The following is a 16,285-nucleotide window of genomic DNA, read 5'->3' on the forward strand; positions in this document are numbered from 1 at the left end:
GATGCGGCCAGTTTTTCGACAGGACACGGATGTCCTGTCGAAAAACCCCGCAACCCGCACGCGCACCTGGAGGGCCAAAGGCCCGGAAGGCGCGTCATCCGGGGGGCCCTTTCTTTTGGTTACTTTTCTTTGGGCAAGCAAAGAAAAGTGACCCGGCCTCCGGCAGGAGGACGGAAGCCCGCGGCAGGCGAGCCAGGTCGCGGTATCGCGACAACCGAAGACTATCGCTACTGGATGACCAGCCATTCGGCTGTTGAAGAGCGCTTCCGTCCTACGCCGGGATGACGAATAGACGCGTTCCCGCGAGCACCCGCCCCTCACCCCAACCCTCTCCCCGGCGGGGAGAGGGAGAAAATCGCCGGCACCCGCAGAATCAGGCAAAAAACTGCCGGAACGCCGCCACCGTCCGCGCCACCCCCTCATCATCAACATCCAGATGCGTCACCAACCGCAACGTCGGCAAATACCCGATGCTGATGCGAATACCCGCCTGCTTCAAATGGACGTCCAATTCCCGCAGCCGATCGGCAGGCACATCGATAAACACCATATTGGTGTGCTGCCCCAGCAGCTTCACGCCAGGAAGGTCACCCAGCCCCGCCGCCAACATCACCGCGCGAGCGTGATCCTCGGCGAGACGCTCCACATGGTGATCCAGCGCGTACTGCGCAGCAGCAGCAAGCATGCCAGCCTGACGCCAACCGCCACCGGTCACCTTCTTCCACCGCCGCGCCTTGTCGATCAGCGCCGCCGAGCCGACCAGCACCGAACCCACCGGCGCACCAAGGCCCTTCGACAAGCAGACCGACACACTGTCGAACAGACCGGCAATCTCGCGAGCCGGCACGCCACTGGCGACGGCGGCATTGAACAAGCGGGCACCATCCAGATGAAACCCCAGCCCGCGTTCGCGCGCGAAATCGCGAGCCGCTTTCAGGTAGCCCAGCGGCAAGGCACGCCCATGCCAGGTGTTTTCCAGCGCCAGCAGCCGCGTGCGCGCGAAATGCGGATCGACCGGCTTGATCGCCGCGGCGAGCTTGTCCAGCGGCAGGCTGCCATCCACGTCGTGCGGAATCGGTTGTGGCTGGATCGAGCCGAGCACGGCGGCGCCGCCACCTTCGAATTTGTAGGTATGCGCATCGGCACCCACCAGGTACTCATCGCCGCGCTCGCAATGCGACATCAGTGCGATGAGGTTCGATTGCGTGCCGGTGGGCACGAACAGCGCCGCCTCAAAGCCGAGATCCGCCGCAAGCCGCTGCTGCAAGGCGTTCACCGTAGGATCTTCGCCATAGACGTCATCGCCCACGGCGGCCTGCATCATGGCCTCACGCATGGCCGGGGTGGGACGGGTGACGGTATCGCTGCGCAGGTCGATGAGTTCCACGATGGACTTCCGGTAGCTGGATCAGACCCCGAGTTTGAACGCTCGCTTTGGCAGAATCAAAGGCGGCGAGCCTGACGGGCCACGGCGGCTTGGGCTAGCCTTGTCATCGGGTCTCCGCATGCGGCGGGGACGCGAGCCGATCGAGGCGACGGCATGTCGTTCCTGCGTCTGTATCTTCGGGTGATTGCTCTGCTGGCTCCCGAAAAGAAGCTGGCAATCACGTTGGCGCTGGCCAACCTGGCGCTGGCCGGTGTGTTCTTCCTTGAGCCGGTGCTGTTTGGCCGCGTGGTTGACGCCTTGGGCAGTACGCAGGCCGGCAATGCGCCCCGCCTGATCGCGCTATGGGCCGGCGTGGGCTTTGCCGGCGTGCTGGCCAATGTGTGGGTGTCGCTGCATGCGGACCGGCTCGCGCATCGCCGACGCCTCGCCGCGATCGCATTGTTTTTCGAACATGCCGCGGCCATGCCGATGTCGTTCCACGGCGAATACCACACGGGCCGGCTGTCACGCATCATGAACGTGGGCGTCAGCAACCTGTTCAATCTCTGGCTGAGTTTCTTCCGCGAGCACCTGGCTACGTTGTTGTCGATCTTCGTGATGGTGCCCGTGGCACTGTGGATCAACTGGAAGCTGGCGCTGCTGATGATTGCGCTGCTGCTGTGTTTCTCGATTTTCAACGCCGTCGCCGTGCAGCGTACGCACAAGGCACAAGGCGAAGTGGAGGAATTGCACCACGAGATCGCGACGCGCGCCGGCGATGTATTCGGCAACGTGACGGTGGTGCAGAGTTTCACGCGACTGGCCGCCGAATCGCGCGCGCTGCACGAGCTGATGACGCGCACGCTCAATGCGCAATATCCGGTGCTGCGCGGCTGGGCGATACTTTCGGTGCTCAATCGTGCGGCGAGCACGCTCACCATCGTGGCGATTTTTGCGGTGGGCGCAGCGCTGCACTCGCGTGGCGAGATCAGCGTGGGCGGCATCGTCAGTTTCGTGGGTTTCTCCATGCTGCTGATCGGCAGGCTGGAGCAATTCGCCACCTTCCTGTCGAACCTGTTCTTCCAGTCGCAGTCGCTGCGCGATTTCTTCACCGTGCTTGACCGCCAGTCCGAGATCGCCGATCGCCCGGGGGCCATCGCCCTGCCCCGCGTGCGTGGCGAAGTGGTATTCGAGCAGGTCAGTTTTGGCTACGACCCGGTGCAGCCAGCCCTGCATGAGCTGAATTTCCGCGCGCCGCCCGGCAGCACCATCGCCCTGGTCGGCCCCACCGGCGCGGGCAAGAGCACCGCGTTGAGCCTGCTGTATCGCGCTTACGATCCCAGCGCCGGGCGGGTGACGGTCGATGGCCACGATGTCCGCGATGTCACGCTGGAGTCGCTGCGGCAAAACATCGGCGTGGTGTTCCAGGACGCCGGCATGTTCTATCGCTCGATCCTGGACAATCTGCGCGTGGGCAATCCGGAAGCGGAGCCCGGCCAGATCGACGCCGCGGTTGCCGCAGCCGAAGCAGCCGCGTTCATCGCACGCAAGCCCGCCGGTCTGGAAACGCTGGTCGCCGAGCGCGGGCGCTCCCTCTCGGGCGGCGAACGTCAGCGCCTGGCGATCGCCCGTGCGATGTTGAAGGACGCACCGATCCTGATACTTGACGAAGCCACTAGTGCACTCGACAACGCCACCGAGGCACGCATCCAGCGCGCACTGGATCGGCTGACCGTCGGCCGCACGACGTTCGTGATCGCGCATCGCCTGTCGACCGTACGCAACGCCGATCTGATCCTGGTGCTGGACCAGGGTCGGCTGGTGGAACAGGGGCGCTTTGCAGAGCTCATCGCCCAAGGCGGACTATTCGCCCGCCTCGCCCAGGAAGGCCAGTTCGCGCCGGATGCACCGGACGATTCCGCCGCCACCGGCGCTTAGCCAAGTGTGATGGCCACGACCAGGACGGGGCGGGGATCTGCCGCCCATGCCGGGCGGCGCCACGTCAGCCGTGTTTTCGGAAATACACCCAGGCAATCACCGCCAGGATCAAGGCGGGCAGCACATTGGCCACCAGCGGCGGCACGCCGTAGACGGTGCCGAAGTTCACCATCGCCTTCTGCAGGAAGTACCAGCCGATGGCGAGCAGCATGCCGATGAACATGCGCTTGCCCAGGCCGCCCGAGCGCAAAGTGCCAAACGAGAACGGCATGGCGAGCAACACCAGCACCAGCACGTTGAGCGGATACAGCGCGCGCGTCCAGAACGCTGAGGCATACACGCCCGGATTCTGGCCGTTCTGCTCAAGGTAGGTGATGTTGCGGCGCAGGTCGCGCATGGGCAGGTATTGCGGCTGGATCACCGACTGCTCCAGCACCTGCGGATTGAGCTTGGAATCCCAGGTCTGGCTGTCGGCGGTGGTGGAGTGCGTGCCGGCATCGTCTAAGGTGGTGCTGCGCACCTTGCTCATCACCCACTGGTGGCCATCGTGTTCGGCCGTCTGCGCCCAGTCGAAGCGCTTCACCTGGCCGTCCGGCGTGAGCGTGAACACCCGCACGTCATGCAACTGCACGGTGCTGTGCGTTGCCGTGTGTTTGGCCATCCATCCCTTGGCATTGATGATGCGATCGCCATCGCGTGCCCACAGGCCGGACTCGCCGCCCAGGCCCACGTTGTTGGATTTAAGGCGCAACTGCATGGCCTGCGCCTGCTGGTCACCCCAGGGTGCCGCGGTTTCGCCAAGAATCACCACGCCGACCACGAGGATGGCCACCACGCCCACCGCCGACGCGGCAATGCGCAGCTTGGACAGACCACAGGCGCGCAACGCAGTGAGCTCGTTGGTGGCAGCCAGGCCGCCCAGGCCGAGCAGGCCGCCGATCAGCGCCGCGTTGCCGAACATCTCGTACAGACGGCGCGGAAAGGTGACCAGCACGTACACCACGGCGTTGGTCACCGTGTAGCCGTTCTTGCCCACGTTGCCGAGCTGGCGCAGGAACTGGAACACCGCATCGAGACCGGTGATCACCAGCCACACGGTGAGCATGGCGCCCAGGACGGTGGTGCCGACCAGCCAGTCGACGCGACGAATGCGCAATGCAGCCATCAGGCACCTGCCTTGCGCGGTTTACGCGGCGAGTATTGGTTCTTGAACATGCGTGCCGCCACGGCAAACACCAGCAGCGTGACCATCCACATCGGGAACGAGTGGTGCCAGTGGCCCTTGACGATCTGACCGCGACAAATCGCCAGCAACAGGTAGTAGAAGTAGAAGGTGAGGATGGCCAGGAACATGCGGCCAAAGCGCGGCTCGCGCGGACTCTGGCGCGACAGCGGCAAGGCCAGCGCCAGCAGCACCAGGGTCATCGCCGGCGCGATGCTGCGCCAGGCGAATTCGGCGCGCGTGTCCGGGTTGTCGGTGCGCAGCAACTGCGCCAGCGTCATCGAGTGCGCGGGATCTTCGGCGTCCTCATCGGACTGGATGCTGTCCAGCGAGGCGTCGTTGCGCTCGTATTTCATCTTGCGCCAGTTGTCCGCGCCCAGCGGGATGTCGTACTGGAAGCCGTTCCACAAGGCGAGGAAGCGGCCGCTGCCGTCGGTTTCCTGATACAGCTGGCCGTGCTTGCCGGTGACCAGCTTGAGGTGCGGCACGTTGTCGTGGCCCATGCGCTCGGTGGCAATGAAGGTGTTGCCCAGCGTGCTGCCGTCGCGGCTGAGCTCGTCGACGAAGATGATGCCGCCCTTGCCCGGCAGCGGCGTGAAGCGCCCGGCGTCCAGGCCCGCGGCAATCACCGAGCGGTTGGCGGCCGCCACCAGCTGGTCGGACGTGCGTGCGGCCCAGGGGCCCAGCCACAGCGCCACGATGCCGACCAGGATGGCCAAGATCACGGCAAGGATGGACACCGGACGCAGCAAGCCGTCGGGACCCATGCCGGAAGAGGCCAACACATGCATCTCGCTCTCGCGGTACATGCGGCCCAGGCCATTGAGGATGCCCAGGAAGGCCGCCAGCGGCAGCAGGGTCGACAGGCCGTCGAGCATGTTCAGGCCCAGCACCTGGAACATCACGCTGGCCGGGAAGCTGCCGTTCGCCACCTGCTGCAGGACGTGCGCAAACGAAGTGCCGGCCATGACGGCCAGCAGCACGATGGCGGTAGCGGCCACGGTTTGTGCCAGCTCACGCAGGAAATAACGATCGAGGATGCTCAGAACCGGTCCTCAGGCAGGGTCGAACCCGCGCGCGTCGCACGGGAGGAGAAACGACTGCGCAGTGTACGGGTTGGAGGGACAGTTTCTCGACATGCGATAAGATGAAGGGCTTGGCGCCGGCCCGCCCCGGGCGCGGCAATCCCAAGTCTAGCCTGTCCGGGCCTTTCCGGACCTTTCCGTAGGACTTCTCCATGACTCTCCAGTTCAGCCTTGGCTCCGCCGCTCCCGAATCCGTCGAAACCCCCTGCGTGGTGGTCGGCGTCTATGAGAACGGTTTGCTCACCAGTGCCGCCGCCCGCGTGGACACCGCTGCGCACGGCGCGATCAAGCGCCAGGTCGAGAGCGGGGACATCAACGGCAAGGCCGGCACCACGGCCGTGCTGTTCGCGCCGGAGGGCGTGGCAGCCAAGCGCGTGCTGGTGGTGGGTCTGGGAACGCAGAAGACCTTCGACGGTGCACGCTATCAGAAGATAAATATCGAAGCCGCGCGCGCCCTGGGCCGCCTGCCGCTGGACAGCGCGGTGTCCTACCTCACCGAGGTGGACGTGCCCGGTCACGATGCCTCCTGGCGCGTGCGCGTGGCCGCCCTGGCCGCCGATTACGCCGCCTACCGCTATACCGCCACCTTCAAGCCGCGCGAGAAGTCCGCGCAGCCTGAGCTGGCCGCCATCACCTTTGCCGGCGCCGACGATGCCAAGACCGGCCTCGCCCAGGCCACGGCCATCGCCGAAGGCGTGCGCTTCGCCCGTGAGCTGGCCAACCTGCCGCCCAATATCTGCAACCCCGCCTATATCGCCACGCAGGCCGAACAGTTCGCTGCGCAGCACGACAAGGTGAGCTGCACGGTGCTCGATCACGAGAAGATGGAAGAGCTGCGCTTCGGCTCGCTGCTGGCCGTGGCCCGCGGCTCGGCCAACAAGCCCAAGCTCGTCATCCTCGAATACAAGGGCGGCACGGAAGGCGACAAGCCGTACGCCTTCGTCGGCAAGGGCATCACCTTCGACACCGGCGGCATCAGCCTCAAGCCCGGCCCGGGCATGGAAGAAATGAAGTTCGACATGGGCGGCGCCGCGGGCGTGCTCGGCAGTTTCGTCGCCGCGGTGAAGCTTGGCGTGCCGGTGAACCTGGTGTGCGTGGTGCCGGCCGTGGAAAACATGCCCGATGGCGACAGCTACCGTCCCAGCGACGTGCTCACGAGCCTCTCGGGCCTGACCATCGAAGTGCTCAACACCGACGCCGAAGGCCGCCTGATCCTGTGCGATGCGCTGACCTATACCGCGCAGACCTTCCAGCCCAAGGTGATGATCGATGCTGCCACGCTGACCGGCGCCTGCGTCATCGCGCTGGGCAAGCACGCCAGCGGCCTGATGAGCAAGCATGACGACCTCGCCGCCGAGCTGATCGCCGCCGGCGAAACCACGCTCGATCGCGCATGGCGCCTGCCGCTGTGGGACGACTACCAGGTGCAGCTGGAATCGGGCTTTGCCGACGTCGCCAACATCGGCGGCAAGAACGCGGGCGCGATCACCGCAGGCTGCTTCCTGGCGCGCTTCACCGAGGGCCAGCGCTGGGCGCACCTGGACATCGCCGGCACCGCGTGGGACGAAGGCCGCAAGGGCCTGGCCACTGGCCGCCCGGTGTCGCTGCTGGTGCAGTGGCTGATTGACCGCGCCGCGTAAACCATCACTGCCGTCATTCCGGCGCAGGCCGGAATCCAGCAGCCGTATTGGTCGGCTGTCGCCGGTGCGCTTGAATGCACTGAGCATATCGCGACAATCGAATACCGACGTCACTGGATTCCGGCCTGCGCCGGAATGACGAAATTTGAAAGGCTCCCGCTATGCCTCGCGCCGATTTCTACCTGATCGACAAGCCGCGCTTCCGCGAGCAACCGCTGCTGCTCGTGTGCGAGCTGGCCAAGCGCGCGCACGCCGCCCAGCAACCCACCCTGGTGCTGGCGCGCGACTTTGCGCAAGCCGAGGCGATCGACGAGTTGCTGTGGGAGTTTGATCCGGACGGCTTTATCACGCACCAGATCGCCGGTGACGACGACGACCACACGACTGCCGTGCTGATCGTGCCACCCGGCATCGATACGCCCGATCGCCCGATGCTGATCAACTTGCGCGAAGAGTGTGCGCCGGGCCGCTACGACCGCGTGCTGGAAGTGGTGCCCGCCGATCCGGCCGAGCGCGAGGGTTCGCGCACGCGGTGGACCGAATACAGGCGGCGGCAGTTTGAGGTGAGCAAGCACGATATGTGATGCCGCGCCACGGCATTCACCTGTGGGAGCGAACCCTGTGCGCGACGGCAGCTACGTAGCGTTGCCTCACCATGGGTGCCTGTCGCGCACAGGGTGCGCTCCCACAGAGAATCCATTGCGTCAGTCGTCGACCGACGCGTGCACCGCCATCTGCAGGTTGATCGCATCCTGCAGCTGCTCGCCCGTCAGCGGCTTGCGCAGGAAGCCATCCATGCCCGCTTCGCGAGCCCGCGCTTCCTCATCGCCGCCCGAACGCGCGGTGATCGCCACGATCGGAGTGCGCTGCTCGGATGCCTCGCGCTGACGGATCAGCCGGGCGATCTGGAAACCATCGATGCCCGGCAGGTCCAGATCCAGCAGGATCACATCGCACGGTGCCTGGGCAAGCTCGGCCAACGCCGCCAAACCATTGCCGACATAGCGCACCTCGTGCCCCGCACGTTCGAGCAGGCCGCGAATCACGGCGGCGACGATCACGTCGTCTTCGACCAGCAGGATGCGCAGCGGCAATGCCTCGAGGCCATCGCCGCGCTGCGTCGTCGCGGGCAGCGGCTCCTGCGTCACCGGCAGCGGCAGGCGCACGTGGAAGGTGCTGCCAAAGGCAACCTTTGATTCCAGTTCGACGCTGCCACCCATCATCGCCACCAGCTCGCGGCAAATCGCCAGGCCCAGGCCGCTGCCTGCGCGGCGCTGTGGGCCGATGACCTGCTCGAAACGCTCGAACAAGCGTGCCTGGCTCGCCTCGGGAATACCCGGACCGGTATCGATCACGCTGAAGCGCAGGCCGTCGTCGGTGCGACGCACGCGCAGGGTCACGCCGCCGCGCTCGGTGAACTTCAGGGCGTTGTTGGCCAGATTGAGCAAGACCTGCTTGATGCGCAGCGCATCGCCGATCATGCGCGGCGGCAGATCGCCGGGCATGTCCAGCTCGAAGCGCAGGCCCTTGGCGCGCGCCTGGCCCAGCTCGAGTTTCGCCACGTCGTCGATCAGCGTGCGCGGGTCGAACGGTGCGTTGTCCAGCTCCAGCTTGCCAGCTTCGATGCGCGCGAGATCGAGTGCGTCGTTGACCAGCTTGAGCAGCATGCCGCCCGAGCGCTGCATGGCTTCGGCGTAGTCGCGTTGGGTGCGGCTGAGCGTGGTGGTCAGCAATAGCTCGGCCATGCCCATCACGCCCGTCATCGGCGTGCGGATCTCGTGGCTGAGCGTGGCGAGGAACTGCGTTTTCGCGGCGCTAGCCTGCTCGGCCAGGCGGCTGCGCTGCTCCGCCAATTGCATCTGGTGCCGCTCGGCCAGGCGACGACGCCACGCCTGCAAGGCCAGCCACGCCAGCAGCGCCGCCAGCAACACATACGCACACCACGCCCACCAGCGCGCCCACGGCGGCGCCTGCACATGGATGTGCAGCGGCTGCGCAAGCTGCGTCCACACGCCGTCCGCGCCGGCGGCCATGACCTCCAGCGTGTAATCGCCGCGCGGCAGGCCGGTGAGGTCGCGCTCGCCATGGCCGCCGGTATCCACCCAGGTGTTGTCGAGGCCGGCGAGGCGAAACCGATAGCGATTCGCGGCGGGATCCACATAGGAAAACACGCGCGTGTCCACGATCAGGCCCGAATCGCGCCAACCGATGGAAAGATGACCGGACTCCGGCACGGGAAGCTCGCGCACGGCGCCTTCGCGGCGCACGCTGATGCGGGTGAGCGCCAGGCGCGGCGGTTCGGTGGCACGTGACGCGCGATTGGGATTGAAGCCCATCACGCCACCCAGGGTGGGCGAATAAATCATGCCGTCGGGCATGCGGCTGAAGCCGCGGAGAAATTCGCCGTTGCTCAGGCCATCCTGCAGCCCGAGCTCGCGGAACTGTGCGATGGCGGGATCGAAACGCCACAGGCCATCGCGGCCGAATACCCATACACGCTGATGCTGGTCGACAGCCAGGTCCACCACGTTGACCGAGGGCCATCCGCGGGTGGCGTCGATCTTGCGATCGAGCACCAGGCCGTCGCCGTCGTAGTGGTAATGCTCCAGACCATCGGGACGAGCCATCCACACGCCATCGTCGGTGAAGTCGAACGCATCCACCGCCTGGCGATTGTCGACGCCGGGCACCGGTTCGAAATGATCGTAGCTGCGATCCAGGCGCAGCATGCCGCCGTCGCTGGCGTACCAGAACGTGCCGTTCCTCAGGGTGAGCTGGCTGCCCCAGCGTGCTTTTTCCTGCGCGGGTTGCACGGACACCGAAGTCACCGCCAGCGTGTCCTGGTCGACCCGGAACAGCCCTTCGCCGAAGCTGCGCGCATACAGCTTGCCGTCCGGCCCCACTTCCACTTCGAGCGGATGCTTGAGTCCGTGCTTGGAACCATCGACGGCATCGAGCTTGCCGTCGGCGTAGCGGAACAATGCGCCCTGCACGGTTACCCACAGGCGCGACTGCGCATCTTCGGTAAGACCGAGCACGTCGCCGCGCAGGCCCGAGATCACGTGCTCGACTCTGCCGGTAGCCGGCCACAGTCGATCGACGCGGCCGCCACGTTCGCCGACCCAGATCGCACCATCGCGGCCGCGCGCCACCGCGTAGGCGACGGAATCGCGCAGGCTGTTGTCGTCATCGGGAATGTGCGTGAAACGGCTGACACTGTCCCAGCCTGGAGCCAGGTAGGCCACGCCGCCATCGAACAAGGCGATCCAAAGGCCACCTTCGCTGTCGGGACGGATCTGCCACACCCAGGTGCCCGGCAGGTTGCCGTAGAGCACCGGTTGGTTAGTGACCGCCTCGATCTTTGCGTCGTGCGCCTTCTTGAGGAAAAGTCCGTGCTGCGTGCCCACCCACAGGCGCCCGCTGCGGTCGCGCACGCTGCTGAGGATATTGGTGTCGGGCAGTTCGCTGCTGCCCACCTGTCGCGCCACATCGTCCGCGCCGATGATGAACAGGCCGTGCGAGGAGGCCACGCGGATTTCATCGCCGTCGCCCTCGATGCGCCATGCGTCGAGCGACTTCTCCGGCGACGCCATGGCGATCGGATGGAACTCGCCATCCGGGTCGCGACGGAAGACGCCGTTGTCGCTGCCCACCCATAGCTGGCCGTGGGCGTCCACGTAGAGCGCGCCCACCGTGCCCAGGGCTTCCGGTGCACTGCCCGTCACCAGCACGTGGTCAAAGCCGCGGCCATCGCGGCGCATGCGGTCCAGACCCAGCGCCGTGCCCACCCAGATCGAGCCGTCGCCGGTCTGGGCGATCGACCAGGCCTTGTCGCTGCCCAGGCTCGCCGGATCGTTGGCGTCGTGACCCCAGTGGTGGAACGTGCCCGAGCGATCGTCGTAGCGGTTGAGGCCTGCCTCGAGGCCCGCGGCCCACAAGCCGCCGGCGCGATCGAAGATCAGCGCGGAGATGCCGTTGTTGAACAAGGATTGGCTGTCGCCCGCCACATGGCGGAACACCTTGAAGTTGACGCCGTCGTAGCGCGCAATGCCGCTCTTGGTGCCGAACCACATCGAACCATCCGGCGCCTGCACCACGGTATAGACACTGCTGCTCGGCAAGCCTTCGGCCGTCCCGAAGCGACGGAACTGTGGCGTCGCCAGTGCCGCATTGACGTGCTCAGGCGCTGCTGCCGCCGGCGCGGTTTGCGCGGCCGCGGGCACGCACACTGCCACCAGCGTGGACGCGCCCATGATCAGGACAACGCGAAGCAGCAAGGACGGCAGCATGCACTTCCCCCGGAATCTTTCGATTTTGCCAGACCTGCCGCGCAGGAACGAGCATGGCTTTTGGCCGACGCGACGGGCCACCCCGACGACGTTGCCGTGGGGAAACAATCCGTTCCGGCGCGACGGCTGGCGCCACCGCGGCGGATCGTCCAGACTTCCCGGCATGCCAAGCTCATGCCGCTCCAGCCGCCTGCTGCTCGCCCTCCTGTGCGCCTGCGCTCCGCTTGCCGCCGTGCAGGCTGCAGCGACCACGTACAGTTACGACACCACGCACAGCCAGATCCTTTTCAGCATCGACCACAACGGGTTCTCGCGTCCGTTCGGGCGGCTGCATATAGCGAAAGGCTGGTTGCGTTTTGATCCCGACGACTGGACGCAATCGGCCACCGAGCTGGACATCGACCTGGCCAGCCTGGACATGGGCGACGCCGAATGGAACGCGGCGGTGCTCAAGCCGGCCTATCTGGACGCGGAAAAGTCCCGTTATGCGCATTTCGCAAGTACTTCCGTGGAGCGCAAGGACGACACGCACGGCGTTCTGCATGGCAACCTAACCCTGCGTGGCGTGACACATACGGTGGATATTGCATTCACCTTCAACCGGCACGGCACGACGATTTACGGCATGCATACGATTGCAGGCTTCTCTGGCACGGCGATGCTCAATCGAGACGATTACGGCATCACCGCGACGCCCAATTCCATCGGCCACGGCGTGAGCGTGTGGCTGGAACTGGAAGCCATCCAGGAAGACCAGGCCCATAGCAAGGAATCACCATGAGTTTTCGCAACACCGACCATCAATGGGGATCGGTCGCCAAATTCTTTCACTGGACCATTGCGCTGCTGATCCTGGGCAACGGCATCTTCGGCCTTTGCATGGATCTCGCCAATGGCCCCATGCAGAAAATCAATTGGCTCGCCCTGCACAAGTCGATCGGCCTGACCGTGCTGGCGCTGTTCCTGTTGCGCGTGCTGTGGCGCCTGGCCAATCGCCCGCCGCGAGATGAGCCCACCTCGCGCCTGCAGCACTATGTGGCGCATGGTGTGCATACGACGCTTTACGCGCTGGTCGCGCTGCTGCCGCTGAGTGGCTGGTGGTTCAATTCCATCGCCGGCAAGCCGCTGCAGTATTTCAAGATGTTCAACCTGCCCGCGCTTACCGCCGCCAACCAGGATACGCGCCGCTTGTGGCACAGCGTCCACGAATACCTGTTCTGGTTCCTGGTGTTGCTGCTGGTCCTGCACATCGCCGGTGCGCTCAAGCATCACCTGATCGATCGCGACAACACTCTGCGGCGCATGCTTCCCTTTGCTCGTGTGCGCCCGAACTCTCAAGGAGAACGCTGATGAACCGCTACGCGCTCAAGCTCGCCCCGCTGCTGCTCGCTCTGGCCGTGCCCGGCCTGGCCGGCGCCGCCGATTACGCCGTGCAGCCCGCAGCCAGCAAGCTCGCCTTCAGCGGCAGTTTCCAGGGGCAGTCGTTCGATGGCACGTTTGGCCAGTGGACCGCCGCGATCAGCTACGACCCGGCCAAACTCGCCGCGTCGAAGTTCGACGTGGAAGTAGACCTGGCCAGTGTGAAGACGGGCGACAAGGATCGCGACGGCGCCCTGCCCGGTTCGGATTTCTTCAACGTGGCCAAATTCCCCAAGGCGCACTTCGTCACCACCGGCTTCCGCCAGAACGGCGCGCAGGTGGTTGCCGATGGCAACCTGACGCTGCGCGGCCTGACCAAGCCGGTGAGCCTCACCGTGGTGTTCAAGCCCGCAGGCACCGGCGCCAGCATGGATGTCACCGGTACGGTGAAGCGCCTTGATTTCGGCGTGGGCACCGGCGATTACGCCGATACGTCGGTGATCGCGAACGAGGTGAAGATCAACGCGCATCTGGCGTTGACGGCCAAATAAGCGCACAGCGTTTTTGTTGTAGGAGCGCACTTGTGCGCGACCGCCACCTCGCACGGTGCGGTAACGCCAGAGGCCGCGGTCGCGCACGAGTGCGCTCCTACAGGGGAAGATCCACGAAGGCCTGGACCGCCGCTGCATCAAACGGCCAATCCAGCTCCCGCCCATCGTGGCTGTCACGCAACACCGGCACGCGCGTGCCGTAGCGCTGCTCGAGCGCCTCGTCGTCGTCCACCCATAGGCTGTCGAAATCAGGCGCACGCGCCTGGGCCATCACGGCCAGCGCCTGATCGCACAGGTGGCAGTAGTCCCGCTGATAGAGCACGTATCGCATCGGCATAGGGGCGGGACAATAGCTTGCGCATCGCGTTTTCGCGATGCCCTCTGGGCCGGCCAGCGGCGGTAGCGAGGGATTCCTGCGGCATCTCGACCAAGGTCGAGACTGGTAAACGTAAATGATAATGCCTATCATTTGCACCAAGGGCCACACGAGCCCACCGGGTTGCCGCCGCCCCGGGTTCCCGATACCAACAAGACCCAAGGCCTGCCCATGCCCTCCCTCGCATCGCCCGCGCGACGCCAGTTGCCTCACCGCGCCCTGTTCCTCGCGCTGTCGCTAGCTCTGTCCGCTCCCCTCTTGCACGCCGAAGACGTGCCCGATTCGTCCGACACCACCAAGGTCAAGAATCTGGAAGGCGTGCAAACCACCGCCACGGTGACCGGCGATGGCGACTCCTACACCACCAAGGCCGCCTCGGGCGCCACGCGCCTGCCGCTGTCGCTGCGCGAGACGCCGCAGTCGGTCAGCGTGGTGACCGAGCAGCAGATGAAGGACTTCGGTCTGACCAACATCAATGCGGTGCTGGACACCACCACCGGCGTGAACGTGGAACGGGTGGAAACCGACCGCACCTATTACAGCGCGCGCGGTTTCGACATCACCAACTTCCTCGTCGACGGCGTCGGCCTGCCGTTCGCCAACGGTCAGCAGGAAGGCGACCTGGATACGGCGCTATACCAAAGCGTCGAAGTGCTGCGCGGCGCGAACGGCCTGCTGTCGTTCACCGGCAATCCCTCGGCCACGATCAATTTCGTGCGCAAGCGTCCCACGGCCGACTTCCAGGGCAGCGTCGGCCTGACCGTGGGGAGCTGGGACAACCGTCGCCTGGATGTGGATCTGTCCGGCCCGCTCAACGAGTCGCACAGCGTGCGCGGCCGCCTGATCGCCGCCGGCCAGGACACCGACAGTTATCTGGATCGCTACAACCTGCGCAAACAAGTGCTCGGCGGCATCGTCGAAGCCGACCTGAGCAGCAGCACCCTGCTCACCGCAGGCGTCACTTACCAGAAGAACAAAACCCACGGCGGCATGTGGGGCGCGCTGCCGCTGTACAACACCGATGGCACGCCGACCGATTACGACCGCAGCACCAGCACGTCGGCCGATTGGTCGCGCTGGAATGTGGCCGATACGCGCGCCTTCGTCGAACTCACCCAGCAGCTGGGCAACGACTGGAGCATCAAGGGATCGCTCAACTATCGCCGCATCGCCGAGGACAGCAACCTGTTCTACGTCTACGGCACACCCGACGCGCAGACCGGCCTGGGCCTGTATGCCTACCCGTCCGCGTATACCAGCAAGGAACGCCAGTACGTGGCCGACCTGTACGCCACCGGTCCGTTCGAACTGCTGGGCCGCACACACCAGCTGGTGCTCGGCGCCAACTGGGCCGAGGACAACGTGCATCAGCTGTCCAGCTATGGCGAAGGCATCGGCACGCCGCTGCCGCCGCTCAACGAGTGGACCGGCGATTATCCGGAACCGCCGTTCGATGCGTCGTATGGCAACGGCGACTTTCACATCAAGCGCAAGACCATGTACGCCACCGCGCGCTGGAGCCTGGCCGACCCGGTCACTCTGATCACCGGCGCCAGCCTGGTGCATATCGAGCAATACGGCGCCAACTACGGCGTGCCAAGCAATTTTGAGAAGACCCAGACCACGCCGTTTGTGGGCCTGGTGTACGACTTTGCACAGCACTACTCGGCGTATGCGAGCTATGCACAGCTGTTCAATCCGCAGACTTCGCTCGACATCAACAACAAGGTGCTCGATCCGGTCACGGGTGCGAATCTCGAAGTGGGTGTGAAGGGCGAGTGGTACGACGGACGTCTAAACGCAACGTTTGCCTTGTTCCGCTCGCGCCAGGACGGCCTGGCCGAATACGCCGGCCACAACCTGGCGACCAACCAGGACTACTACACCGGCATTGATGCGACCTCGAAGGGCTACGAGTTCGACGTGAGCGGCCAGCTCACCGACAACTGGCAGCTCAGTGGCGGTTACACGCAGCTGGGCCTGGTCGATCCGCAGGGCAACAACGTGCGCACCTATGTGCCGCGCCGCATGTTCCGTCTCGCCACCAGCTACCGCTTCGACGCCCTGCCCGGCTTCAAGGTGGGCGGCACGCTGCGCTGGCAGGATCGCATCTACCGCGACCAGCAGGCCGTGGCGCTGGACGGCAGCGAGATCTTCACCACGCAGGGTTCGTATGCCGTGCTCGGGCTGATGGCCGGCTACGACTTCGGCCAGCACTGGAGCACCACGCTCAACCTCGACAACGTGACCAATCGCAAGTACATCCCGAGCCTGTACTGGGATCAGGGCTTTTACGCGGCGCCGCGCAGCTACATGGTGAATGTCCGCTACTCGTTCTGAACGGGTGCAGCGTAGCGGGACGCCTTCTCGCTACGCTGCCTTCCGACATGTGACGAATCAGTCCATACGCCCGCGCACCGTCGCATCGCTGCGGCGCGGTAACGCACGCCCGGCGGCGC

12 protein-coding genes are annotated in these 16,285 nt (G+C 65.4%); 7 read left to right on the plus strand and 5 right to left on the minus strand.

All coding sequences use genetic code 11. The features are described 5' to 3' along the window. Positions 1-373 precede the first annotated feature (373 nt). A complete protein-coding gene (ltaE, locus tag AC1DKY_RS17615) occupies positions 374-1,387 on the minus strand; it encodes a low-specificity L-threonine aldolase (RefSeq protein ID WP_441604936.1) in 1,014 nt (337 codons plus the stop codon). A gap of 153 nt (positions 1,388-1,540) precedes the next feature. Between ltaE and AC1DKY_RS17620 the strand changes: the two genes are divergently transcribed. Next, positions 1,541-3,304 (plus strand): glucan ABC transporter ATP-binding protein/ permease, encoded by a 1,764-nt coding sequence (locus tag AC1DKY_RS17620; RefSeq protein WP_441604937.1) that lies wholly within the window; start codon positions 1,541-1,543, stop codon positions 3,302-3,304. A 64-nt stretch (positions 3,305-3,368) separates the two neighbouring features. Here AC1DKY_RS17620 and lptG read toward each other — a convergent pair whose 3' ends face one another. Both lptG and lptF read right to left on the minus strand, forming a co-directional pair. Further along, the gene (lptG, locus tag AC1DKY_RS17625; RefSeq protein WP_441604938.1) at positions 3,369-4,469 is read right to left on the minus strand and encodes an LPS export ABC transporter permease LptG; all 1,101 of its coding nucleotides are present in this window, start codon (positions 4,467-4,469) and stop codon (positions 3,369-3,371) included. Further along, positions 4,469-5,566: an LPS export ABC transporter permease LptF gene (gene lptF, locus AC1DKY_RS17630; RefSeq protein ID WP_441604994.1), complete on the minus strand. Its 1,098-nt coding sequence runs from the start codon at positions 5,564-5,566 to the stop codon at positions 4,469-4,471. Before lptF ends, lptG begins: the two co-directional genes overlap by 1 nt. A 197-nt stretch (positions 5,567-5,763) precedes the next feature. On the opposite strand from lptF, the gene AC1DKY_RS17635 reads away from it, so the two are divergent. Together AC1DKY_RS17635 and AC1DKY_RS17640 are read left to right on the plus strand one after the other, a co-directional pair. Then, the gene (locus tag AC1DKY_RS17635; RefSeq protein ID WP_441604939.1) at positions 5,764-7,251 is read left to right on the plus strand and encodes a leucyl aminopeptidase; all 1,488 of its coding nucleotides are present in this window, start codon (positions 5,764-5,766) and stop codon (positions 7,249-7,251) included. A gap of 161 nt (positions 7,252-7,412) precedes the next feature. Beyond that, a complete protein-coding gene (locus tag AC1DKY_RS17640; protein ID WP_441604940.1) occupies positions 7,413-7,835 on the plus strand; it encodes a DNA polymerase III subunit chi in 423 nt (140 codons plus the stop codon). A 120-nt stretch (positions 7,836-7,955) separates the two neighbouring features. Here AC1DKY_RS17640 and AC1DKY_RS17645 read toward each other — a convergent pair whose 3' ends face one another. Continuing rightward, positions 7,956-11,540: a hybrid sensor histidine kinase/response regulator gene (locus AC1DKY_RS17645; protein WP_441604941.1), complete on the minus strand. Its 3,585-nt coding sequence runs from the start codon at positions 11,538-11,540 to the stop codon at positions 7,956-7,958. A gap of 163 nt (positions 11,541-11,703) precedes the next feature. Here AC1DKY_RS17645 and AC1DKY_RS17650 point away from each other — a divergent pair, with 163 nt between their 5' ends. From AC1DKY_RS17650 to AC1DKY_RS17660, 3 genes are read left to right on the plus strand one after another with little or no spacing between them, the layout of a single operon-like run. After that, on the plus strand, positions 11,704-12,321 hold the full coding sequence (locus AC1DKY_RS17650; RefSeq protein ID WP_441604942.1) for a YceI family protein: 618 nt from the start codon (positions 11,704-11,706) through the stop codon (positions 12,319-12,321). Continuing rightward, entirely contained in the window at positions 12,318-12,890 is a 573-nt protein-coding gene (locus AC1DKY_RS17655) for a cytochrome b (RefSeq protein WP_441604943.1), read from the plus strand. The genes AC1DKY_RS17650 and AC1DKY_RS17655 overlap by 4 nt, the downstream gene beginning before the upstream one ends. After that, entirely contained in the window at positions 12,890-13,450 is a 561-nt protein-coding gene (locus tag AC1DKY_RS17660) for a YceI family protein (protein ID WP_441604944.1), read from the plus strand. Before AC1DKY_RS17655 ends, AC1DKY_RS17660 begins: the two co-directional genes overlap by 1 nt. A gap of 97 nt (positions 13,451-13,547) precedes the next feature. Here the strand turns inward: AC1DKY_RS17660 and AC1DKY_RS17665 are convergent, their stop codons facing one another. Then, positions 13,548-13,787, minus strand: a complete 240-nt coding sequence (locus AC1DKY_RS17665) for a glutaredoxin family protein (RefSeq protein ID WP_441604945.1) — start codon at positions 13,785-13,787, stop codon at positions 13,548-13,550. A 210-nt stretch (positions 13,788-13,997) separates the two neighbouring features. On the opposite strand from AC1DKY_RS17665, the gene AC1DKY_RS17670 reads away from it, so the two are divergent. After that, entirely contained in the window at positions 13,998-16,166 is a 2,169-nt protein-coding gene (locus AC1DKY_RS17670; RefSeq protein WP_441604946.1) for a TonB-dependent siderophore receptor, read from the plus strand. Positions 16,167-16,285: the final 119 nt, after the last annotated feature.

Source organism: Dyella sp. 01N448, from assembly GCF_056399225.1.